This is a genomic window from Pyxidicoccus xibeiensis, from assembly GCF_024198175.1.
GTDB lineage: Bacteria > Myxococcota > Myxococcia > Myxococcales > Myxococcaceae > Myxococcus > Myxococcus xibeiensis.
Window position 1 is genome coordinate 35,019 of sequence record NZ_JAJVKV010000009.1, and the last position, 22,688, is coordinate 57,706.

20 protein-coding genes are annotated in these 22,688 nt (G+C 70.1%); 14 read left to right on the forward strand and 6 right to left on the reverse strand.

Annotated features, from left to right (window positions below; all coding sequences use genetic code 11):
• Nucleotides 1-124: 124 nt before the first annotated feature.
• The 4 genes from LXT23_RS33020 (at nucleotide 125) to LXT23_RS33035 (ending at nucleotide 3,675) form a co-directional block, all read left to right on the forward strand.
• The gene (locus LXT23_RS33020; RefSeq protein WP_253984362.1) at nucleotides 125-610 is read left to right on the forward strand and encodes a Fur family transcriptional regulator; all 486 of its coding nucleotides are present in this window, start codon (nucleotides 125-127) and stop codon (nucleotides 608-610) included.
• Nucleotides 607-1,125, forward strand: a complete 519-nt coding sequence (locus LXT23_RS33025; protein ID WP_253984363.1) for a TlpA family protein disulfide reductase — start codon at nucleotides 607-609, stop codon at nucleotides 1,123-1,125. The genes LXT23_RS33020 and LXT23_RS33025 overlap by 4 nt, the downstream gene beginning before the upstream one ends.
• A gap of 100 nt (nucleotides 1,126-1,225) precedes the next feature.
• Nucleotides 1,226-1,507 carry an FtsB family cell division protein gene (locus LXT23_RS33030; protein WP_253984364.1) on the forward strand — a complete coding sequence of 94 codons (282 nt, stop codon included), beginning with the start codon at nucleotides 1,226-1,228 and terminating at the stop codon, nucleotides 1,505-1,507.
• Nucleotides 1,504-3,675: a sensor domain-containing diguanylate cyclase gene (locus LXT23_RS33035; protein ID WP_253984365.1), complete on the forward strand. Its 2,172-nt coding sequence runs from the start codon at nucleotides 1,504-1,506 to the stop codon at nucleotides 3,673-3,675. Before LXT23_RS33030 ends, LXT23_RS33035 begins: the two co-directional genes overlap by 4 nt.
• Before the next feature lie 268 nt (nucleotides 3,676-3,943).
• Here LXT23_RS33035 and LXT23_RS33040 read toward each other — a convergent pair whose 3' ends face one another.
• Nucleotides 3,944-6,187 carry a di-heme oxidoreductase family protein gene (locus LXT23_RS33040; protein ID WP_253984366.1) on the reverse strand — a complete coding sequence of 748 codons (2,244 nt, stop codon included), beginning with the start codon at nucleotides 6,185-6,187 and terminating at the stop codon, nucleotides 3,944-3,946.
• A 221-nt stretch (nucleotides 6,188-6,408) separates the two neighbouring features.
• Here LXT23_RS33040 and LXT23_RS33045 point away from each other — a divergent pair, with 221 nt between their 5' ends.
• The 4 genes from LXT23_RS33045 to LXT23_RS33060 are packed head-to-tail and all read left to right on the forward strand — an operon-like array spanning nucleotide 6,409 to nucleotide 9,689.
• Entirely contained in the window at nucleotides 6,409-7,197 is a 789-nt protein-coding gene (locus LXT23_RS33045) for a class I SAM-dependent methyltransferase (protein WP_253984367.1), read from the forward strand.
• 23 nt (nucleotides 7,198-7,220) lie between these two features.
• On the forward strand, nucleotides 7,221-8,393 hold the full coding sequence (locus LXT23_RS33050) for a DmpA family aminopeptidase (protein WP_253984368.1): 1,173 nt from the start codon (nucleotides 7,221-7,223) through the stop codon (nucleotides 8,391-8,393).
• 7 nt (nucleotides 8,394-8,400) lie between these two features.
• Nucleotides 8,401-9,261, forward strand: a complete 861-nt coding sequence (locus LXT23_RS33055) for an aminotransferase class IV (protein ID WP_253984369.1) — start codon at nucleotides 8,401-8,403, stop codon at nucleotides 9,259-9,261.
• Between the two features lie 23 nt (nucleotides 9,262-9,284).
• A complete protein-coding gene (locus tag LXT23_RS33060) occupies nucleotides 9,285-9,689 on the forward strand; it encodes a hypothetical protein (RefSeq protein ID WP_253984370.1) in 405 nt (134 codons plus the stop codon).
• A 295-nt stretch (nucleotides 9,690-9,984) separates the two neighbouring features.
• Here the strand turns inward: LXT23_RS33060 and LXT23_RS33065 are convergent, their stop codons facing one another.
• The gene (locus LXT23_RS33065; protein WP_253984371.1) at nucleotides 9,985-11,268 is read right to left on the reverse strand and encodes a glycerophosphodiester phosphodiesterase family protein; all 1,284 of its coding nucleotides are present in this window, start codon (nucleotides 11,266-11,268) and stop codon (nucleotides 9,985-9,987) included.
• Between the two features lie 118 nt (nucleotides 11,269-11,386).
• Nucleotides 11,387-13,099, reverse strand: coding sequence for an HAD-IG family 5'-nucleotidase (locus tag LXT23_RS33070; RefSeq protein WP_253984372.1), 1,713 nt, complete (start codon nucleotides 13,097-13,099; stop codon nucleotides 11,387-11,389).
• A gap of 71 nt (nucleotides 13,100-13,170) precedes the next feature.
• Between LXT23_RS33070 and LXT23_RS33075 the strand changes: the two genes are divergently transcribed.
• From LXT23_RS33075 to LXT23_RS33100, 6 genes are read left to right on the forward strand one after another with little or no spacing between them, the layout of a single operon-like run.
• Nucleotides 13,171-13,509 carry a hypothetical protein gene (locus tag LXT23_RS33075; RefSeq protein WP_253984373.1) on the forward strand — a complete coding sequence of 113 codons (339 nt, stop codon included), beginning with the start codon at nucleotides 13,171-13,173 and terminating at the stop codon, nucleotides 13,507-13,509.
• A complete protein-coding gene (locus LXT23_RS33080) occupies nucleotides 13,506-15,605 on the forward strand; it encodes a serine/threonine-protein kinase (RefSeq protein ID WP_253984374.1) in 2,100 nt (699 codons plus the stop codon). The genes LXT23_RS33075 and LXT23_RS33080 overlap by 4 nt, the downstream gene beginning before the upstream one ends.
• Before the next feature lie 2 nt (nucleotides 15,606-15,607).
• On the forward strand, nucleotides 15,608-16,273 hold the full coding sequence (locus LXT23_RS33085) for a response regulator (protein ID WP_253984375.1): 666 nt from the start codon (nucleotides 15,608-15,610) through the stop codon (nucleotides 16,271-16,273).
• A gap of 26 nt (nucleotides 16,274-16,299) precedes the next feature.
• Complete coding sequence (locus tag LXT23_RS33090) at nucleotides 16,300-17,613, forward strand: M16 family metallopeptidase (RefSeq protein WP_253984376.1); 1,314 nt, start codon at nucleotides 16,300-16,302, stop codon at nucleotides 17,611-17,613.
• 31 nt (nucleotides 17,614-17,644) lie between these two features.
• Nucleotides 17,645-19,123, forward strand: coding sequence for a M16 family metallopeptidase (locus LXT23_RS33095; protein WP_253984377.1), 1,479 nt, complete (start codon nucleotides 17,645-17,647; stop codon nucleotides 19,121-19,123).
• Entirely contained in the window at nucleotides 19,120-19,818 is a 699-nt protein-coding gene (locus LXT23_RS33100) for an RluA family pseudouridine synthase (RefSeq protein WP_253984378.1), read from the forward strand. Before LXT23_RS33095 ends, LXT23_RS33100 begins: the two co-directional genes overlap by 4 nt.
• Before the next feature lie 28 nt (nucleotides 19,819-19,846).
• Here the strand turns inward: LXT23_RS33100 and LXT23_RS33105 are convergent, their stop codons facing one another.
• Genes LXT23_RS33105 through LXT23_RS33115 form a run of 3 tightly spaced genes read right to left on the reverse strand, consistent with a single transcriptional unit; the run spans nucleotide 19,847 to nucleotide 22,611 of the window.
• Nucleotides 19,847-20,638 (reverse strand): hypothetical protein, encoded by a 792-nt coding sequence (locus LXT23_RS33105; protein ID WP_253984379.1) that lies wholly within the window; start codon nucleotides 20,636-20,638, stop codon nucleotides 19,847-19,849.
• Nucleotides 20,635-22,017: a hypothetical protein gene (locus LXT23_RS33110; RefSeq protein WP_253984380.1), complete on the reverse strand. Its 1,383-nt coding sequence runs from the start codon at nucleotides 22,015-22,017 to the stop codon at nucleotides 20,635-20,637. The genes LXT23_RS33105 and LXT23_RS33110 overlap by 4 nt, the downstream gene beginning before the upstream one ends.
• Before the next feature lie 18 nt (nucleotides 22,018-22,035).
• Nucleotides 22,036-22,611, reverse strand: coding sequence for a hypothetical protein (locus LXT23_RS33115; protein ID WP_253984381.1), 576 nt, complete (start codon nucleotides 22,609-22,611; stop codon nucleotides 22,036-22,038).
• Nucleotides 22,612-22,688: the final 77 nt, after the last annotated feature.

The window sequence follows — 22,688 nt, forward strand, 5'->3', positions numbered from 1 at the left end:
CGTACGCAGGTCGCGGTGGCCTGGCGGACCGGTTACAACAGGAACGGACGGCCGGGCGCTCCCGGCCCCATCCCGAGGGATTTCGATGCAGCCGCGGACCCGCGAGGCGTCTCAAGGATCTCACATGACCCATAGCCATCGCCACGAGACCGACGAGTCGAAGGACGAGGTGCTCGCGCGCTACATGGCCCAGCACGGGCTGAAGAGCACGCGCCAGCGCAGCCTCATCATCGACACCTTCTTCTCGGTGGGCGGCCACCTGTCGGTGGAGGAGCTGTGGAACAAGGTGCGCGAGCAGGACACCAAGGTGTCGGTGGCCACGGTGTACCGGACCATGAAGCTGCTCAACGAGTGCGGCCTGGCCCACGCGCGCAACTTCGGTGACGGGCAGACGCGCTACGAGGCGGCGGCGGGCCGTGAGCACCACGACCACCTCATCTGCACGCGCTGCGGCACCATCGTCGAGTTCGAGAACGACCGCATCGAGGCGATGCAGGAGGCGGTGGCTCGCAAGCACGGCTTCGCGGTGACGTCGCACAAGATGGAGCTGTACGGCCTGTGCAAGGACTGCCAGCGCGCCGCGGGGACGGCTCCGACCACGGCGGCATGAAGTCCACGGCCCGAGCCTGGGTGTGCGCGGCCGTGCTGGTGGCGGGGTTGTCCGGCTGCCGCGGCACGAGGCCGGTGGACGCCGGGCCCGCCTTCCTCCGGGCGCTGTCCCTGCCCTCGGTGGGGCCCACCCGGCATGACCCGCGGGCGCTGCCCGGCAAGGTGGTGCTCGTCTCGTTCTTCGCGACGTGGTGCTTCCCCTGCATCGCGGAGATGCCCACGCTGGAGGCGCTGCAGCGCGACTACGGCGCGCGAGGGTTCCAGGTCGTCTCGGTGGGCATGGACCTGGAGGGCGCGAAGGTGCTCCAGCCCTTCGCCGACCACTATGCGCTGCGCTACCCGGTGCTGGTGGCGGATGACCTGATGCACCAGGGGCAGACCGCCTTCGGCCCCATCCGCGCGCTGCCCACCACCATCCTCCTGGACCGCCGTGGCCGCGCCGTGGCCGGGTGGCAGGGCGTGGAAGGCCACGGGGACGTGGCGAAGGCCATCGAGAAGCTGCTGGCGGAGGACTGAAGGCCCTTCACGCGTGTGTCCGGCCCCGGAGCACCGGGTGCTACATGCCTGGAGCGGTTTTCTTGCGGGGCAGGGGGTCGCTGGTACCTTCGCGGCGTTCATGATGGCGAGGCGAAAGTTCCTGGTGGTGGCGGTGGGAGTGGCGATGGCGCTGAGCCTTTTCTCCGTCGCGGACGGGAAGGGTTTTCGTCGCTACCTCTCGCTGCGCCAGGACGTGGACGCGGTGACGGAGCGCAACCGCGTCCTGGCCGCGCAGAACGAGGCCCTGCGCCTGGAGATCGAGGCGCTGCGCAAGGACCCGGCCGCGCTCGAGCGCGCGGTGCGTGAGGAGCTCGGCTACGTGAAGCCGGGCGAGATCGTCTTCCACCTGGAGTCCCAATGACGTCGCTGACCTCGTTTCCGTCTCCCGGAAGGTTGCTGCGTCACGCGGTGCGGGCCATTCCCGCCGCCGCCGCCCTGGCCACGTTCATCCACCTGGCGCGAGGAGGCTTCCGCGGGCTCCACACGCTGGAGTGGATTGAAGCGGCCCTGGTGGGCTTCCTGCTGGTGGGCATCGCCGTGGCCGCGTGGCGCCGCGCCATGCGCGGCTCGGTGGGCGCCGTCATCGACCTGCGGGACGACCTGGAGCTGGGCGGCGGGCTCATCGCCGCGGCCTTCGTGGTGGTGGCCATCGGCGGCGGGGAGCTGTTCCCCATCGTCTACCTCCTGATGGCGTTCCTGGTCGCCTTCATGCAGCGCAACTCCGGCCTCACGCTGCTGGGCGTGGCGCTGGTGTTCGATGCGCTGGTGACGCTCGTCGGGCCCGTGCCCAACGTGTCCGGCTTCGCCACGCACGCGGCCTTCCTGGCGCTGTTCTCCGGCCTGTACCACCTGGTGCTGGCCACGCGCATGGCCGCGGCCCGCCGGGCGGAGAGCGACGCGGTGCAGAAGCGCATCCGCGAGGTGGAGGAGCGCGCGCGCACCTTCCGCCTGGTGTCCAGCGGCACGCAGGACAGCTTCAGCGGGATGAGCAGCGACGAGAAGTGGCTGGTGGCCTCGGTGAAGGAGATCGAGGGCGCCGTGCAGGCGGCGCTGGAGATTGCCGAGACGGGCCTGCGCACCCACACCTGTGCCGCGTTCCTGCTGACGTCCGACGACCGGAGCCTGAAGCTGTACGACTGCCGCTCGGGCTCCGAGCGCGTGCAGCGCGAGCGCTTCAACGCGGGCGAGGGCATCATCGGCGGCGTGCTGAAGCGCCGGGCGCCGGTGCGGATGAACTCGCCCCAGGGGCTCAAGGGCGTGACGCACTACGAGAGCGGCGGCCCGTCCGTGCAGGCGCTGCTCGCCGTTCCCATCATCGAGGGCAGCGGCCTGGTGCGCGGCGTGCTGGTCGCGGACCGGATGGCGAACGAGCCGTTCAGCGACCAGGACGAGAAGCTGCTGTCCATCATCGCCGGCGAGGTGCTGCGCTCCATCGAGGTGGAGCGGGTGATGAGCTACATCCGCAAGACGCGCGACGAGAAGGACCGGTTCTTCCGCGCGATTGAGGAGCTCAACCGCGCGGGCAGCCCGGACCAGGTGTTCGTGGCGGTGCTGGAGAGCACCCGGCACCTGGCGGGCCTGGACTTCTGCGCGGTGACGCTGGTGTCCGAGGTGGACGGCAAGCGGATGCACCGCGTGGTGCGGATGTCGGGCGTGACGGCGCAGGGCAAGGCGCTGGAGGGGCAGACCTTCGTCGACAACAACGGCCTGGTGGCCAACGTGGTGCGCTACGGGGCGCCCCTGCCGGGCCGGGACATCAAGGCGATGGACCGGCAGATCATCTTCGACGACGAGACGCAGATCCGCGGCCTGGGCGCGCTGAAGATCTTCCCGCTGGTGGCGGGAGACCGCATCCTCGGCACCCTGGTGGCGGGCTCGCGCAAGAAGGCGGCCTTCGAGCAGGACGTGCTGCGGATGATCGAGGTCATCGCCATCCAGGCCGCGCAGGCCGTGCTTCGCGCGCAGCTCTACGAGCAGATGGAGCGGATGGCCACCACGGACGGCCTCACCGGCCTGTTCAACCACCGCACCTTCCAGACGAAGGCGGACGAGATTCTCGCGCAGGCGCGGCGCTACCAGCGCAAGTGCTCGGTCATCCTCACCGACGTGGACCACTTCAAGAGCGTCAACGACACCTACGGCCACCCCACGGGAGACCAGGTGCTCAAGGGCGTGGCGCGCATCATCAAGTCGCTGGCGCGCGACACGGATGTGGTCGCCCGCTACGGCGGCGAGGAGTTCGTCATCGTCATGCCGGAGACGGACGCGAAGGGCGCGTACACCATCTCCGAGCGCATCCGCGAGGCCGTGAAGGCGGAGATCTTCCAGACCGAGATGGGCCCGCTGAAGATCACCATGTCGCTGGGCATCGCCACCTTCCCGGACAACGGGATGGAGAAGCAGCAGCTCATCGACCTCGCCGACCAGTGCCTCTACCACTCGAAGCGCAACGGCCGGAACCAGTCCGTCACGGTGGCGCAGATGCAGGGCGGCCGGAAGCTCGCCGCCGCCGCCGCCGAGGCGTCCTGACGGTTCAAGTGGGCTTCCCGGGTGCATGTGACTGACGGGCCCCGCCAGGCCTCCGGAGTGTCGCCCGGCGCCCGTCCCGTGCCTTCGCCGTGAGCACACGCCTCGAGGCTGAAGGCCCTCCTTGCGCGCCGCCAGGTGGCGCGGCTCCCGGGGGCGCTGCGTCCCAGCCTGTCGGACAGCCGGACAGGCTGGGCGAGGCCGCGCCGGGCGGAGCGGCGTGAAGGCCGGGAGGAGGGCCGCGGTGCCTGGCCCCCCTCCCGGGTGACGACTACAGCGACTGCAGGAAGCGCAGGAGCGCGGCGCGGTCGGACGCGTTCATGCTGTTGAAGGCGTTCTTCGCGGCCTGGCCCTCACCGCCGTGCCAGAGGATGGCCTCGGTCAGGTTGCGGGCGCGGCCGTCGTGCAGGTACGCCTCACCGCCGCTGACGCCGGCCGTCAGGCCGATGCCCCACAGCGGCGGCGTCCGCCACTCGGCGCCGGTGGCGATGCCCTCGCCCAGGTTGTCCGCCAGGCCCGAGCCCATGTCGTGCAGCAGCAGGTCCGTGTACGGGCGGATGGTCTGCCCGCGCAGCTCTGCGTTCGGGTGGAAGCTGGTCGTGGTCAGGCTGGCCGCGTGGCACTTCGCGCAGCCCGCGTTGCTGAACAGCGTCTCACCGCGCAGCGCCGTGGCGTCGCGCAGGTCGCGCCGCGCCGGCACGCCCAGCAGGGCGATGTAGCGCGTCAGCTTGCCCAGGTCGGTGTCGTTCAGCTCCGTGCTGCTGCCCGAGCAGCCCTGCTGGGACGGCCCGCAGTCCAGCGTCTGGAAGACGGGGGTGGTGACGCCGATGTCGTTGCGGAGCGCGTCGGCGACCTGGTGCCGCACCTTCGCCGCGCCGGCCTTCCAGCCGAACCGGCCCAGCCGCGTCTCGCCCGTCTCCGGGTCACGAATGGTCTGCATGCGGCCGGAGACGCCGTCCCCGTTGCTGTCGTTCGGGTCCGCCAGGGCGGCCACGGCGCTCTCCGACACGGCCTCCAGCAGGCCCATGCCGATGAGCTGCGGGGTGACGCGCGCCGAGTAGTTCGTGGGGGTGACGTTGGTGAAGCCGTACGTCGGCCGGCGCAGTTGGTACGCCGTGCCGTCGGCGAAGTTGCCGTTGGTCAGCGTCCAGCCCGTGATGCGGACGTCCGCCTCGGGCGTGCCGCTGGTGCGGCGGGGCTGCAGCCGGGTGCCGAGGAACGCGTCCGGGCCACCGGTGGAGTTGCCCACCTTCATCACGTAGTTCGACAGCGAGGTGTTGACGGCGGGAGGCAGGCCGCGGCCGTTCTGCACGTGGCAGGACACGCACGAGTTGGCGACGAAGTTCGGCCCGAGCTTGTTCGCCTGCTCCGTGAAGATGGGGTTGTTCGGCTCGGAGTGGCTGCCGTCGGCGAAGTTGGTGTGGTGGATGCGCCGGCCGTCCACGAAGGGCTGCGCATTCACGGGGGCCATGTTCAGCGCCATCTGCAGGAAGCGGTTGCGAGGCTCGTTGGACAGCGGCTGGTTCTGCGTGGTGCGGCCGCCGAGCCACCCGGCCTCCGGCATCGGGAACGAGTCCTCGGTGGCGCCGGAGACCTCGAACGGGACGATGCCGCCCGAGCCCACCATGTAGAGCATCGCCGTGGAGTAGTAGTTGAAGCGGCCTTCCACCGGTTGCCGAAGGAAGACACCCACTTCAATCTCCATGCGGTCGCCGACGCGGATGGCGCGGCCTTCCTTGGCGTTGAAGTTGACGCTGGCGGTGTAGTGGTAGTCGTTGACGGTGGTGAAGTCGGCGTTGTGGAAGTACTCGGCCACCGTGTTGAGGCCGCGGAAGAACGCGCGGAAGTCGGGGCTGTCGTACGGGTAGATGGTGTAGAGGTTCACGACGATGCGGTTGCCGCCCTTGGCGACCTCGTCGACGATCTCCACGGTGTGCGTGCGCTTCTCGAAGTAGCGCGACAGGTAGTGGTCGTAGGCCTGGTACTCGTCCTCGCGCGCGTGACGGTCTCTCACGCGGTCACCGACGCGGGTGATGATGGCGGTGGCGGTGTTCTGCACCGTGGCGGGCTCCAGCGACGTGCCGCTGTTGTAGAGCGGGACGATGGTGCCCAGCGGGGGCGGCGTGCCGGCATCGGTCGGCGGGGGTTGGCCCGCGTCCGGCGTGCCTGCGTCTACCGGTGGGGGCGGGGTGCCACCGTGCGTATAACGCGCCCACGTGGTGTCGCGGGCACAGTTGCAGGAGACGTCCCAGTACGTGAACGAGTAGTCGATGACGTCGCCCGCGACGAGGCCCGTCACCGTGTGCTCGTTCCGACCGTTGGTGATGCCCATCCGGTAGTTGAGCTGCCCCTGATTGTTCTTCACGTAGTGGATGTCCGCCCACGACGTGGTGTCGACGTAGAAGATGGCGGACGAGCCTGACTGCGTTGCTCCGTACGTGGCGGCGAACGAGTCGAACGCCAATAAAGTGGTGACCATTACGACGACAGCCAGTCCTGCTGCTCTGTTGCGCATGAGGTCCTCCAGCGAGCCACTTCGCACGGTGGAAGGGGACATTCTCCATCGTCCGAAGGAAGTTCAGATTTAGGCCAGCCAGATAAGAATTCCTATAAATTTCGGTAAGCCCCCCTGCGCCTGTCGGGTGTGCGACTGTGGGCTGGGACTTGCGCTGCGCGTCGACGCGGTGCGTTCAAGCGCCCGGTGCGCCGCGAGGTCGTGCAGGATGCGCGGCGCGAATGGCCCTGGTTCCCCTGGCGGTGACGACCAGCACGAAGGTGGATGCGACGACGGTGCGTGAGGCGCGCGCCGTGGCGAGCCGCTGGGGGCTGCCCTTCATGCCGCGCCGGGCGAAGGAGGGAATCGCGCCGTGGCTGGGGACGAAGGTGGAGGCGCTGCTGGTGGTGGGCGGAGACGGCGTGACGCTGTGGGATCCGGAGGGCTCGTTCGGGTTCCACGCGGGCATGGCGCACCTGCGGCGGATGCGGCTGCGGGAAGGCGAGCCGGATGCCTTCGTTCGGGTGGCGGAGCTTCGGGCCGGGGACTCGGTGCTGGACTGCACGCTGGGGTTGGCGCAGGACGCGCTGGTGGCGTCGCTGGCGGTGGGGCCGACGGGGCGCGTGGTGGGGCTGGAGAAGAGCCTGGCGCTGGGCGTGGTCGCCGCGGAGGGCTTGAGGCGCTACGAGCTGGGGGCGGACTCGGCGCCCATCGAGGTGCTGCACGCGGATGCTCGCGAGTACCTGAAGACGTTGCCGGCGCAGTCGTTCGACGTGGTGTTCTTCGACCCGATGTTCGCGAAGCCGAAGAAGGCACAGCCCGCGTTCGAGGTGCTGCGGCGCTTCGCCGAGCACGCGCCGCTGACGCCCGAGACGCTGGCCGAGGGCCAGCGCGTGGCGCGGCGGTGGGTGGTGGTGAAGGGGGCGAAGTACACGGATGACCTGAAGAAGCTCGGGCTCGCGGAGGAGCCGGGCTCGCGGTTCACGGATGTGGTCTGGGGGCGGCTGGGGCCCGCTCCCGCGCTGCCGTGACGGTGCCTCACAGGAGGTGGTGGATGCGGCGGTGGAGGGTGCTCGGGCTGATGGGGCTGCTGGCGGTGGGGCCGGTGTTCGCGGCTGCCCCGAAGGAGAAGAAGGTGGAGAAGACTCCCGAGGAGACGCGGGTGCGTGCGCGGGCGCTCGGGGTGGTTCCGGGCATCTTCGCGCCGGGGCCGCTCAATGCGCTGACCGATGTGGCCGGTGTGCGGGTGGGGCATGCGACGGTGGTGGCCGGTGAGTCCGTGCGGACGGGAGTCACGGCGATTCTTCCGCACGGAGGCAACCTGTTCCGCGAGCGGGTGCCGGCCGCCATCCACGTGGCCAATGGCTTCGGGAAGCTGCTGGGCAGCACGCAGGTGAACGAGCTGGGAGAGCTGGAGTCTCCCGTGCTGCTCACGTGCACGCTGTGCGTGTGGCGCGTGGCGGACGGGCTGGTCGCGTGGATGCTGGAGCAACCGGGGATGGAGGACGTGCGCTCCATCAACCCGGTGGTGGGCGAGACGAACGATGGACGGCTCAACGCCATCCGCACGCGGCCCGTGGGCGAGAAGGAGGTCCGGGCGGCGCTCGCACAGGCGACTTCGGGGCCGGTGGCCGAGGGGAGCGTCGGGGCGGGCACGGGGACGGTGGCCTTCGGGTGGAAGGGTGGCATCGGTACGTCATCGCGGGTGCTGCCTCCGAAGCTGGGTGGGTACACGGTGGGCGTGCTGGTGCAGTCGAACTTCGGTGGCGTGCTGCAGGTGATGGGGGCGCCGGTGGGGAAGGCGCTGGGGCGCTATGCGTTCCAGAAAGAGGTGGAGGAGCGGGGGGACGGGTCCATCATCATCGTGGTGGCCACGGATGCGCCGGTGGATCACCGCAATCTCAGGAGGCTCGCGGAGCGCGCGACGCTGGGGCTGGGGCGGACGGGGTCTTCGGCGTCGAACGGGTCCGGGGACTACGTCATCGCGTTCTCCACGGCGGCGGCGGTGCGGCGGCCGTTCGGTGCCGAGAAGCTGACAGGGGAGACACTGGGGAACGATGCGCTGTCGCCACTGTTCCAGGCGGTGGTGGAGGCGACGGAGGAGGCCATCTACAATTCGATGTTCATGGCCACCACGGTGCGGGGCAGTGGGCAGACGGTGGAGGCCATTCCGCTGTCCCGGGTGCGCGAGGTGCTGCGGCGCCACGGAATCGGGCAGGGCGAGTGAGGCACGCATGCACGTCTATCTGAATGGGGAGTTCCTTCCGCTGGAGCAGGCCCGGATCTCGGTGGAGGACCGGGGCTTCCTCTTCGGGGACGGGGTGTACGAGGTGACGCGGGCGCTCCCGAGCGGCCTCTTCGCGGAGGCAGCGCACTGGCACCGGCTGCAGCGGGGGATTGAAGAGCTGAAGCTGCAGACGCCGGAGGGGTTCTCCCGGGAGCTGGTGAAGAACCTCTCGCTGGAGCTGCTGGAGGCGAACGGGCTGACGGGCCGGCAGGCGACGGTGTACCTGCAGCTCACGCGGGGCGCGGCGCCGCGCAACCATGCGTTTCCGCCGGCGGGGACTCCGCCCACGCTCTACCTGTCCGCGTCGCCGTTCCAGGTGCCGTGGACACAGCGGCGGGAGGGCGTGAGCACGATGACCCTTCCGGACCTGCGCTGGGCGCGGTGCGACTTGAAGACGGTGAACCTGCTGCCCAACATCCTGGCGAAGCAGCAGGCGCGCGAGGCGGGTGTGTTCGAGGCCCTGCTGGTGCGCGACGGAGTCATCACGGAGGGCGCGTCCACGAGCGCGTTCTTCGTGATGGACGGGGCGCTGCACACGCACCCGAAGGGACCGCACATCCTGCCGGGCGTGACGCAAGACATCGTCATCTCGCTCGCGCAGGGACTGGGCATGACGGTGCACGAGCGGCCGGTGCGCCTGGATGAGCGGGACCGGTTCCAGGAGGTGTTCCTGGCGGGGACCACCACGGACGTGCAGCCGGTGATCGCCGTGAACGGGGCGAAGGTAGGGGAGGGGAAGCCCGGGCCGCTGACGATGGCGCTCCAGCGGGCGCTGTACGAGCGCATGGGCATGGAGCCGCCTCCGTAGCGCGATCAAGAGGAGCAAGTCCCGTGACCACTGGCATGAAACTGGAGGAGCAGGTCGCCGACTCCGCACGTGCTTGGAAGGTGGCCTCGGAGAGCAGCGATGCAAGCGCGCGTGAGATCGCGGAGCGGAGGCTCGCGGACTTCCTGGAGCGGTGGGTGGCCGAGCTCCTCACGACTGACGCTGAGTGGACTCAGCACGGACGCTGGTTCGATGGCCTCATCTTCGAGGAGCTCCGCGCCGAAGAGGACGACCGGTTCAGCTCGAGCGGCTACATCTGGAGCATCGACCAGGTGAAATGGCCGTTCCGTGCCTCGATTCAGCTGTCCGCTGATGGAATGGCCGCCTTCGATATCCGCTTCGGAGCCAGGCGCCGGAATCCACCGCGCGCTGAAGCCGACTGGGCCTTCCAGTTCGTCAGGGCCGGGTAAAACGAAAATCGCCAGCAGGCGGAGGCTCCGCCCACTGGCGATTCGATCCACTGCACCGGGTCAGGTGCGGGTGGTGCTACGGAATCGCCTCATAGGGCCCGATGATGATGGGGCCGCAACCACGGGGACCACCGCGAACCTTGGTCTTGATCTGCATGTTGTGCTCCTGGTGTGAGGCGTGAGCTCCAGAAGTACGGATGCCAAGCTGGCCATCCGCAACTGGATTGGAAGATTGAATTATAAGTACAACCTGCCTGTCAAGCGAGCGGTCGCTGAAACCGGGTAGGCGCCGCGACTACAGCCCCATGCAGTTCGCGTAGTACGTCACGGTGCCAGGCCAGTCGCTGAAGATGCCGATGACTCCGACGTGCCGGGCGAGGACGTCGAGCGCCACCATCATGTCGCCATCGTTGTTGATGGCCGGTGCGACGGACTGGAAGTAGAAGCCGCCGCCCGTCTTCAGCGGGCCGGCGCGCTCGAACGACCAGGTGATGATGTCCAGGCCCGCCGCCCGCGCCGCCTTCGCGTACGCCGAGGGGACGATCTTCCCTTCCGCGTCCAGCGTCAGCAGCACGTAGATGGGCGGCGCGACGATCTTCACTCCGGAGTCCACCAGCTCATCCATGCTGGGAACCCACGTCGTCGGGTTGTTCGGGTCGAAGATGGTGCCGGGAATCTCGTAGCGGCCGTCCAGGTACACGCCCTGCTTGCCGAACCGCGGCTCGTGCTGGATCCAGTACAGCACGTCGTTGAGGTCGAACGACTGCGGCCACACGTCGCTCGGGTGGACGCGCGCCTGCTTGTACTCGTCGATCATCTGCTGCGCGTACTGCTGCTGCGTGTACTCACCCTGGAACGGCATGGGCACGCTGGGCGCCTTCAGCTCCGGCGTGAACTTCGTGCCCAGCTTCTTGAACAGCTCGATGCTCTCCTTGTGCGAAAGCACCGTGCCGCAGGTGGAGTACAGGTCCGTGCGCCAGTCCGCCGTGCCCCCCAGGTACTGGGCCACCGTCGTCGCCGCCGGGTTGGACGCGTCCATCTTCCCGCAGAGCTGCTTGAACTCGGCGAGCGTGATGTCGCTGGTGCAGCACTGCGCCGAGGCCGGACGCCCCGTCACCGGATTTGCTGGCTGGAACGGCTGCGTGCACTTCGCCGCCAGCGAGGGAATGACCAGGATGTTCGTCGTCGTGTGCAAGTCACATTGCGAATGCCGGCAGACCAGCTGCCGGTCCTTCGTGAAGGTGACGTCACACTCGAGGACCCCGGCGCCCATGCGGGCCGCGGCCTCGTAGGACTCCTTCGTGTGCTCCGGGAACTGTAGCGGGGCGCCCCGGTGGCCGATGGAGAAGTCCGTCTTGTAGAACGGCCCCTCGGAGCACTGCTGGAGCTTCCGCTTGAGCGGGCTCTCGTCCATGTCGTCGACGAGGAAGTAGGGGCGGGGACCGACCTGGACGTTCAGCCGCCGCGAAGGCCTGCGGTCCGAGTCGAAGTCACCGTCCCGCGCGGAGACGACAGCGGGGGCGGCAACGCAGGCAGTCAGGGTCACAGCGGCGAGTGTCATCAACCTCGTCGGGGTCATGATGCGCACGGCTCCTTGCAGGAGAGCGGGGAAAAGCGTGCGCACCTTGCACCTCGTCTTCAGGACTCCTGCGTCAAGAGTCCGCCACGTTTGGACGACAGCCGTGTGAGCCCGCCGCTCAGTCCTTCCCCGCGCCCTTCGGAGGCCCCTCGCCGCCCATGGGCGACAGCCGCGCCGACAGCGCACCGGCCTGCTCGTGCGGCATCTTGTCGCGCGGAGAGCGGTAGTACTGCATGGGCGAGTGGTGCAGGAAGTTCGACACGCGGCTCGTGTACAGACACGCGTACTGCTCCACCTGGTACCCGAAGCGGCTGTTCTCGTTGCCCTCCTTGAACAGCAGGCCCCAGTACGGGTTGAAGCCCTCCTCGACGTCCTCCTCCAGCGTGTCCGCAATCTCGTTCGCGTTCTTCAGCGCCCGCCGCATCAAATCGAGCTCCGACTTGGTCTGCTTGCGCAGCTCCTCCGCCGCGAGCCGGTCCGCCTGTGGCAACTGCTCACGCTCCAGCCGCCGCTCCAGCGTGTTCAGCAGCGTCTTGTGGTGGTTCACCTCGTCGTCCAGGCGCTCGCGCACCACCTCCACCTGCGACAGGATTCCAATCTCATCCAGCCGCGAGTCCGTGTAGGTGATCTCATCTTCGATCTCCTGCACCACCATGCACGTGCGCCACAGCGACGACTTCTTCGACTTCAGGATGTCGCCGTAGATGTGGTCGCCGACGTAGAGGATGTTCTCCCCGCGGTAGCCCGTCAGCTCCTCGAACCGCGCCAGGTTGCCGCCCGAGTACACCTTGCCCCGGTCCAGTGACACGGTGGCCTCGCCAATCACGCGGCCTTCCTCCGTCGACGCGTCCAGCTCCAGGAACGGCTTGCCCTCGGAGAAGAAGCCCGGCTTGCCCGCCGCCGTCACCACCACGTCGAAGTAGTTCCGCCAGCTCGGGTACTCCGCCAGCTGCCCGTCCAGCAGGTACCGCATCACCGCGTCCGTGTAGTCCCACGCCGAGTTCGTCAGCAGGAACAGCCGCTTCCCACCCGAGCGCAGCTTGTGCAACGCCGGCCCCAGCTCCGGGTCCAGGAACACGTAGCGCCCCAGGTCCTTGCGCACCTCGCGCTTGAGCGAGTTGTCCCGGTGGATGGTGTCGATGGCCTCGCGGATGTCGTCGTACAGCTTGCCGTAGTCCACCCGCTGCCCCATCGACTCCATCAGCTCGATGATGCCCGCGAACAGGCACGTCTCCGGCAACGCGAACAGCGTGTCGTTCCACGCGAACTGCGGGTTGCGCAGCCGCACGCGCTTGTTGCGGTACAGCTCGCGCCACACCTCCGGCTTCAGCGGCCGCAGCCCGTGGTACGCCCGACCCACGTGGCCGAACCGGTCCATCTTCAGGATGTTCCCGTTCAGCCGGTCCACCGCCAGCCCACGCATCACGAAGTGGTGGTCGTAGAGCAGGCCGCCCACCATCGGCGGATAGCCGTACTCGCTGATCAGCTTCGCCAGCGTCATGTCGAACGAGAGCTGCTCCAACCGGCGCATGTGGTAGATGGCCAGCGTGTAGTCCATGTCGAAGCCAATCAGCTCGACACTGGACATGCGCAGGTTGCGGTTGACGAAGATCTCCCGCGCCCGCGCCACCACGTCCCGCCGCTCGCGAGGCAGCGTCAACAGCCGCGTGAGCCCCTCGTCGGCCAGGAGGTCCTCGGCCCTCCGCGCGGCATCCTCGGCGCGCGCACGATTGAAGGGGGAACGGAAGCTCCCGTGAAGCGGGTCCGGTGAGGGACCGCCCGGGATGGGACGGAATGGAGAAAGGGTCTGAGCCACGGAACACCCACTCATACCACGCGCGTACCCCCTTCGGCTCTGTCCTTGCCGGGTTCCAACAGGGCGTGGCACGCTCACCCTCTGCAATGCGCTCGCCTGCCCGACGTCGGTCCTCGGACACTCTCGAGGACGTCCATGCGCGCCTGTCCGCCCGGATTGCCGTGCTCGAGGACCGGGTGCGCCGCCTGGAGGCCCGGCTCCGCGTGAGCGCCACGTCCCAGACGCCCGCCGTCCGGACCTCCGCCGTCCGGACGTCGCCCAGGCGGGCCGACGAGCCCTCGCGCGCCCCCGCCGCCCGCGCGCGGCCGCGCTGCCCCGGCTGTACCCTGGAGCTGCCCAGGGGCCGACGCGGCGAGTCGTGCGTCTGGTGTGGCTTCGAGTTCTCCGCCGTGTCCCGGCGCCGCCCGGCGCGAAAGAAGCGATGAGCGCCACCTACCGTCTGACGGGCCGCATCGAGAACGGCGAGCTCGCGGAGCTGTACGAGGCGCTCCACCTCCCCGGGGTGGAGGTGGTGGTGAAGCTCTTCCACCCGAAGACCTCCGACCCGGCCTACGCGCTGGACCTGGCCGAGACGACCCGGCTGCTCCAGCCGGTGCGCCACCCCGGCATCCTCCACGTCATCGACATCGGCGTCGTGCGCCAGCGGCTCGCCGTCGTCCGTGAGGACATGGATGGCTTCATGCTGGGCACCGCGCTGCAGCGGCTGCACACCAAGGAGGTCATCCTCCCTTCCGCCGTGGCGCTCTACATCGTCATCCAGCTCCTGGAGGCGGTGCAGCAGGCCCATGACGCCGGCGTCGTCCACGGCGCCCTCACGCCCGGCAACGTGCTGCTGGGGCGCGACGGCAACCCCGCCGTCTGCGACTTCGGCGCGCTGCGCGCCCTCATGGCCGTTCCCACGCTCAAGCGCACCTTCGGCAACCGCGGCCGTGGCACCTACCGCGCGCCCGAGGTGACTCGAGGAGACACGCCTGACGTGCAGTCGGACATCTACTCCCTGGGGGCCATCGCCTACGAGCTGCTCACCCAGCGCGAGCCCGTGGTGCCCGGCAGCAAGGGCGTGTCCACCCGCCGCAGCGAGGCGCTGCCTCCGCCCAGCCGCGTGGACCGTCGCCTCAACGGGCGGTTGGACCCCATCATCCTCCGCGCCCTCGAGCCCACGCCCCAGCGGCGCTTCCGCGCGTGCGGCGAGTTCGCGGCCGCGCTGCGCAACTTCCTCTCCGCCAGCGGCGGCATGCCCGGCATCGACGACGTGCGCCGCTTCGTCGGCGAGCTGTTCCCCAACGAGGTCAGCGTCGCCGCACTCGGCCCCCCGGTGTTCAAGGAGCCCTTCACCCTGGAGCCCATCTCCGGCGCGGAGATGGATGACCTCCGCGCGGAGGAGCTCGAGGCGTCCATCGTCCAGCGCGCGCCGTACAGCCGCTCGCTGTCCGAGGAAGAGGCTGTCGCGGAGACGCAGGAATCCGCTTCGCCCGCCTTCGAGGAGTACCGCCCGGAGGACTACGCGCAGGAGCCCGAGGTCCCCGCGCCACGCCTGGCTCCCGTAGTGGTCGAAGAAGGGGAGACCACCGGCCCCGGACAGGCCGGCCCCCTGGAGGCAGGCTGGGAGGCCCCGCCGGGCGCCGCGCCCCAGAAGTCCCGTCGGCAGCAGGTGCCGCAGGGCGGAGCGGGCGGCAAGGAGCAGACGCGCATCGGGCGCAACCCCCGCTTCAAGGTGGTGGAGGACTTCTCCAGCCCGAGCCCGCCCGAGGAGGACGAGGAGCTGTCTGTCTCCGTCTCCACGTCCGGCCGCCGCGCCGCCCGTCCCCGCCGCCCGTCCCCGCCGCCCGCCGAGCGCGCCCCGCGCCCGCTGCCCGAGCCGTTCTCCGCCGCCACGGCTCGCGCCGGTCCCCGGGAGCGCGAGGACATGGCCATGCCGCCTCCCTCGGCGACGGACCATGCCGTGGTGCAGGCGTCCCGGCGCCTGATGACGGAGGAGCAGAACCTGTCCCGCGCGCAGGACCGGCGCGGAAAGATGGTCGCCATCGCGGGGGCCATCGCCCTGGTGGGCCTGGTGAGCTTCGCCATCGCCGCGTGGAAGCTCGGAGGCGCGTCCGGGGCCGAGACCGAGGCGCCCGTCGAAGAGGCGCCCGACCCCGACCTGGTCGCGGGCCCGCCGCCACCCACGCCCATCCTGCCACCGCCGCCGCGGCTGCCTCCCGCCGCCGTGCCCGAGCGCTCCGCCGCCGCGTCCGAGGCGCCGCGCGACGTCCCCGAGGATGACCTCCCCGAGGCGAAGGTCCCCCCGAAGTCCCAGCGCGCCTACGTCACCATCACCACCAACGTGCCGGCGCGCGTCTACATCGACGGGACGCGGGTGAACCGGCGCACGCCCCTGTCGCGCTACCCCATCCAGTCCGGCACGCGCATCATCCGGCTGGTGTCCGTCGCCACCGGCGAGCCCCACGAGGTGGAGCTGCGCTTCACCCGGGGCCAGCACCGCAAGGTGTTGGTGGACTCCTTCAAGGTTCCGAGACGGTGACCATGGACCGCACCCGCATCTACGTCGTCGAGGACCAGCCCCAGCTCTTGAAGAACCTGGTGAAGGTGCTGGGCACCTTTCCCGAGCTGGAGATCGTGGGCACCGCCCAGGAGGGCGAGGCCGCGGTGGAGGAGATCCTCCAGCTGCGCCCGCAGCTCGTGCTGCTGGACCTGGAGCTGCCGGGCATCAACGGCATCCAGGTGACGCAGCGGGTGAAGCGCCGCGCCCCCGAGGTGGAGGTCCTCATCCTCACGTCCTTCGACGACGAGCAGAAGGTGTACGAGGCCATCCAGGCGGGCGCGTCCGGCTACCTCGTCAAGCGCGTGGGCCCGGAGAAGATCCGCTCCGGCATCCAGGAGGTGATGGAGGGCGGCACCGTCCTGGAGCCCATCATCGCCCGCCGCTTCTGGAACTACTTCCAGTCCGTGCAGGCGAAACCCGCCACGCCGGAGAAGAAGGCAGACAACCCCTGGGCCCTCACTCCCTTGGAGTTCGAGGTGCTGCGCTACGTGGCCAAGGGCCTGTCCAACGCGGAGGTGGGGCAGGTGATGACGCTGGAGCGCCGCACCGTGCGGACGCACCTGTCACATATCTACCGGAAGATGGGCGTCAACTCCCACGTGGAGGCAGTCGTCCTGGCCCTGCGTGCAGGTGTCGTGGATCTGTAGCCCCTCCGTGTATACGGTGGGGTCCTATGCGCAAGGCTTCTCCCAGCGTTCCCCCCGCTCGCGCGGCGGATCCCGCCCTCGAGTCCCTGTTCGATGTCCACGAGGCCACGCTGCCCAATGGCCTCCGGGTGCGGTTGCTCGCCAACCACCAGGCGCCCGTCGTCAGCCTCTACACGTTCTTCCAGGTGGGCAGCCGCAACGAGCGGCCCGGCATCACCGGCATCAGCCATCTGTTCGAGCACATGATGTTCAACGGGGCCAAGAAGTACGGCCCCAAGATGTTCGACATGAAGCTGGAGTCCAGCGGCGGCCGCTCCAACGCGTACACGTCCCATGACCTCACGGTGTACGACGACGACTTCGCCGCCGAGGCGCTGGAGACGGTGCTGGACCTGGAGTCGGACCGGATGCGCTCGCTGCGCATCTCCGAGGAGTCGCTGGCCAGCGAGCGCGAGGTGGTGCAGGAGGAGCGCCGCGTCCGCATCGACAACGACATCACCGGGATGATGGACGTGGAGCTGGGCTCGCTCATGTACAAGGCCCACGCGTACCGCTGGCCGGTGATTGGCTGGACGGCGGACATCGCGGCCATCACCCGCGAGGACTGCCAGCAGTACTTCCGCACGTACTACGCGCCCAACAACGCGGTGCTCTACATCGTCGGGGACATCGACCCGAAGAAGACGCTCGCGCTGGTGCGCCGCTACTACGGCGACATCCCCCGGGGGCCGACGCCCGCGAAGGTGCTCAACGCCGAGCCCGAGCAGAAGGGCGAGCGCCGCGCCGTGGTGCGCCACCCGGCCCAGTCCCCCGCGGTGATGCTGGGCTTCCTGGGCCCCGCGGCCCGCGACGAGGACACCCTGGCCCTGGACGTGGCCCAGTACGTGCTCACGAAGGGGGAGGGGAGCCGGCTGTCGCGCTCGCTCGTGTACGAGCAGAAGCTGGCCGTGTCGGTGATGCTCGACTGGAGCTGGCGCATCGACCCGGGCACCATCCTCTTCTTCCTGGAGCTCAAGCCGGGCGCGGACCCGCAGAAGGTGGAGGCCGCGCTGTACGCGGAGCTGGAGAAGCTGGCCCGCGACGGCATCACCGAGCGCGAGCTGCAGAAGGCGCAGAACAACCTGCGCGCCGACCACATCCGCGGGCTGGCCACCAACAGCGGCCGCGCCCACTCCCTGGGCCACTACGAGGCGCTGCTGGGCGACTGGCGCAGCCTGCTCACCCTGCCGTCCGCGTACGCCTCCATCACCAACGAGCAGGTGAAGGCCGCTGCCGCGAAGTACTTCGCCCCCGAGCGCCGCTCCGTCGTGACGCTGGTGCCCGCACCCTCCGCGGCGTGAGCCCGAACGGAAAACGAAAGACTCACACCCTATGGCCTCCCGCAAGAGCCCTTCCCTGAAGTCCTCCGTGAAGTCCTCCGTCGCCCGCGCCGTGAAGGCCCCCGCCCGGGCCGCGAAGCGCGTTGCCCGCAAGGCCGTCGCCTCCGGGCGCGCGGCGGTCGCCCCGGCCCGCAAGGCCGCGCCGTCCACGGGCGCCCTCATCCTGCCCACGCTGCACGAGAGCCGCACGTCCAGCGGCCTGCTGGTCCTTGCCGCCGAGCGCGGGCCGCTGCCGCTCGTGTCCGTGCGGCTGGTGCTGCAGGCGGGCGGCTCCACCGACCCCGACGGCAAGCACGGCCTGGCGGACTTCACCGCCCGGCTGCTGCGCCGGGGGACGCGCCGGCTGAATGCCCAGGCCATCGACGAGGCGGTGGAGTTCGTCGGCGCCAGCCTGGGCGTGGGCGTGGGCGAGGACACCATGTCCATTGCCCTCACCACCCCGGCCGAGCACTTCGCCCAGATGCTCGGCGTGCTGGGCCAGCTGGTGCGCGAGCCCACCTTCCCGAAGGCCGAGGTGGACGACTCGAGAGACCGCGCGCTGGCGCAGTTCGCCAACGACCTGGACGACCCGGGCGTCATCGCCGATCGGGCGATGACTCGCGCGCTCTGGGGCGACCACCCCTATGGCCACGACGTGGGCGGCTCCAAGCGCACCGTGAGCACGTTCACCCGCGACGACGTGGTGCGCTTCCACCGTGAGCGCATGGGCCCGAAGATCGCCATGCTGGTGGTGGTGGGCGCGGTGGACCCGAAGCGCGTGGCCGCCGCCGCCGAAGAGGCCTTCGCCGGCTGGGAGGGTGGGCCGGACGCGCCCATCGCCGTGCCGCCGAGCAAGCGCATTGCCCAGGCCGGGCGCGTGGTGCTGGTGGACAAGCCGGACCAGACGCAGTCCCAGGTGCGCCTGGGCGGCCCCGGCTTCCACATGGGCCACGAGGACTACTTCCCCGCCACGGCCTTCAACGTGGCGCTGGGCGGCGGCTTCACCTCGCGCCTGATGAACGAGATTCGCGTCAACCGCGGCCTCACCTACGGCGTCGGCACCTGGTTCGACTCGATGAAGGCGGACGGCATCTTCGCGCTGTCCACCTTCACGAAGACGGCGTCCACGCGGGAGATCATCGACGTGGCGCTCGCGGAGATCGGCAAGGTGCGCGAGAAGGGCCTCAAGCCGAAGGAGCTGGCGGACGCGCAGGCGTACCTCACCGGCGTCTACCCGCTGCGCACGGAGACCAACGACTCCATCGCCGGCAGCATCGCCGAGGCGCGCATCCACGGCCTGGGCGACGACTGGGTGGAGAAGTTCCGGGACAGGCTGCGCGCGGTGACGCCGAAGCAGGCCGCCGCCGCGGCGCGGAAGTACGGCTTCGCGGAGCCGCCCACCGTGGTGGTGCTGGGCCGGGCGGAAGAGGTGAAGAAGCAGCTCAAGGGCCTGGGCCCCATCACCGTGGTGCCCGCGGCGGACTACGAGTGACGGACGCCCGCATCCTCTTCGAGGGCGGGGGCGTGCTCGTGGTGGACAAGCCGCCCGGGGTGCCGGTCATCCCCGGGCGTGACGGCGGCACGTCCCTGCGGGACACGCTGGAGGCGCAGCGCGGCCAGAAGGTCTGGGTCGTCCACCGGCTGGACAAGGACACGTCCGGCGCGCTCGTCTTCGCGCTGGACGCGGCGGTCCACCGTGCGCTCTCCGTCGCCTTCGAGACGGGCAAGGTGCGCAAGCGCTACGTGGCGCTGGTGGAGGGCCGCGTGGAGGCGCCGCGCCTGGTGGACGCACCCCTGGTCGCCGCGCGCAAGGGGCGCATGCGCGTGGCCCGGCCGGGAGAGCCGGACGCCAAGGCCTCGCGTACGCGCGTGCGGCCCGTGGAGACGTTCGCCCGGGCCTCGCTGGTGGAGGCCGAGCCGCTCACCGGACGCACGCACCAGATTCGCGTCCACCTCCTGTCACTGGGCCACCCGCTGCTGGTGGACCACCAGTACGGCCGCGAGGAGCCCCTGACGGAGAAGGAGCTGGGTGGGGAAGGGGACGCAGTGGTGCTGGCCCGGACGCCGCTGCACGCCGCGCGCGTGGAGTGGCCCGCGCTGCCCGGTCTGGAGGCCCGCGCGGTGGAGGCACCGCTGCCCGGGGACATGACGCGGGCGCGGGAGCTGCTGCGCCGCACGGCGGGGTAGCGCGCGCCACGGGCGGGCGCGGCCGCGTCTACAGCTTGAAGCCGGCGGAGGTGCCCTGGGCGCCGAACTCGTCCGTCACCGTGAGCTTCAGGTTGCCGCCCTTCGCTTCGACGGTGATCTCCTTCACGCCCCGGCCATTGCTGAAGGGGCCCAGGGTGTCCGGGGTGACGGTCGCGTACTGCTTGTTGATGCTCAGCTTCACCGTGCCCTGGAACTCGGCCGCTCGCGGCCCCAGGGCGTTCACGATGAGGAGGTACGTGCCCGCTCCATTGGCGTCCTGCTGGAGGTCGTTCAGGTTCACGGTGAAGCCCGTGATGTCGCCCTCGACCAGGGTCGCGCCGCGACTTCCCCCGTCCCTGCCAGGGCTCGAGCCTCCATCCGTGAGCTCGGAGTCCAGACCCGCGTCGGGGGGGTCGATGAGGGGCGTGCCCTCCGGGAGCCGCAGCGTGAGGGCGGAGGGCCTGCGCGCCTCGCGCCCATCCGCCAGGACGACGCGGACCTCGTACGCCCCCTCGTCGAGCGCCTCCGGCACCGAGACGGTCAACGTGCCATCCGTCTTCAGGTCCTCCACCGACGCTTCCTCCGGGCCAATCCAGACCTTCGCGGCCGCGGTACGCACCCGCTCTTCGCCGTAGTCCACGTGGACGGGAATCACCGCGTCGAGGGAGACCTCCACCGAGTCCCGTTTTTCGGCTGGAAGCTCGCGGGGCACGATGACCTGGTTGGGGGACACGGAGAGGATGTCCGGGGCCGGCAGCGACGTGCTCGTTCCGCAGGCACACAGCAGCGCAGTGGCAAGCAGGACGCTGGAACGGCTCATGGCTCGAACCTCATTCCCAGGAACGCCGCCAGGCCACCGAGCTGCGCATCCAGCCACGGGGTGCGCGCGGGAGCCCAGGCTCCCCGCACCTCCGCCAGCGCGCTCAAGCGCCCGAACCGGTACGCCCCCTGTAGCGAGAGGAACCCCATGCCCGAAAGCTTGCTCTCTTTCAGACCTTCCTGGAAGTCACTGGAGAGCTGATGCCGGAAGGGCAGCAGTCCACCTCCTGCTCGCCCGTACAGCGAAAGCGCGTGTCGCTGGAAGAATCCGACGCGCACCGACGCGAGCACCGGCATCGCCAGCACGTGGGAGCGCACCGCGCCCAGGCCTTCCACCTTGCCGTCGAAGCTGGCGCTGCGCACCCCTGCTTCCAGCTCCAGTGCGAGCCGCTCCCACCAGGGGGTAATGATGGAGCCGCCCACCGCGCCGCCGGGCCCCGTGTTGGCGCCTCCCGCGAAGCTGCCTCCCGCGAGCAGGAAGAGGGAAGGCCGCCACGTCCGGATGACTCCCGGCGCGAGGGACACGGGCGCCGCGACGTCGTACGCCGGCTCCGCGCGCACCTCCGCCACCGCGCGGGCACGGTCCTCGCCGCCCTTGCGGCGCACCGTCACCGTCACGGTGGTTGCCGCCGGAGCCGGCGCGACGCGGTAGCGCAGCGGTGAGCCGCCGCCTCCTTCGGGGGTCAGCTTCGCGCCGTCGACGGAGAGCTCCAGCTCCTTCGCGCGCACATCCGTCTCGCCGGCGACCAGCAGCCAGCCGCCCTCGCTCGAGGAGAGCGGGGTGAGCGCGGCGACGAGCGGCGCCTCCTGGGGCGGGTCCAGCGGAATGGACGCGTCGGTGTGGAGCGTGTCGCGGGTGGCCAGCACCCGCGCGACGCGCACGCCGGGCGGCACCTCCACGGGCACGCGCGCCTTGCCCCGGCCATCCGCCCGCACCGGGCCGAAGCGGCTGCCGCCGACCTCCACCACCACGCTGGCGCCCGCCGCGGTGGACACGTCCAGCCGCGTCTTGCCCAGCAGCGGAACGCGGAGGATGGCCACGTCGGAGGGCGCCGCGGGGCCTTCCACCCAGAAGGCGAAGACGGCCACCAGCGGGTGGCGCACGGCGGGCGGCGTCCAGCGAAAGGTGCGCACCGGGCCACCCTCCATCCGCTCCTCATCGAAGCTGCCGGAGGAGGCCGCCCCTCGCACCGGACCCGAGCCCGGGGGGACGTGGACCTTCAGCTCCACCTCGGAGTCCTGGCCGAGCACCACCCGGGCCGGCGTCCAGGACACCGTCACTCCGGAGGGGGCCGGGGCCGCCAGCGCCACCGGCGTCAGCAACAGGAGCAACAGGAGGGGTAGGGGACTCGTGCGCACGGACCGTGGCAGCGACTTCACCCCTCCGTCCTCCACCCGTCAATCCCCGCTGGGGGCGGGTGCCTCTTCGTCCGGCGTGGGCTCGGCTGCCGCCTCGGTCGCCTCGGGAGGAAGCGGCTTGTCCGCCGGGCGCGTGGCCCTGGCGTTGGGAGGGCTGAAGGCGGGCCGCTCCGTCGGGGGGCCGCCACGGCCGTGCACCAGGGTCCGGGTCTCCGTGCGGAAGGTGATGTCCACCTTGTCGCCCCGCACGCCCGTCACGAAGCCCGTGCCGAACGTCGGATGCTTGATGACCTGGTCCACCTGGTAGGTGTCCTTGGGGCTGTACGTCGCGGCGTTCGCCGAGTCCTTCCCGGCCAGCTGCTCCTCGAAGGAGATGATGACCTTCTCCGCCTTTGCGGCCGCCGTGGCGGCGGCGCGGGTCGCGCGCGCGGTGGCGGTGGTGGAGGGCCGGTCCGTGACTCCCGGCGGGGCGCGGTACACATGGTCCCCGTTACACGTGTTGCAGCGCACCCGGGCGATCTTCGATCCCACCATCGCCAGGATGGTGTGCGCGAGGGTGAGCTTGCAGCGGGTGCAGGGCGCGTCGACCTCACCGCCGACTTTATGGATTGCCATGTTCGTCTGTTTCTCGGCCCGGGCCAGGAGGCGCCGGGCATGGGAGTAAAGGGGGGCGGAACATAACGGCTTCACTC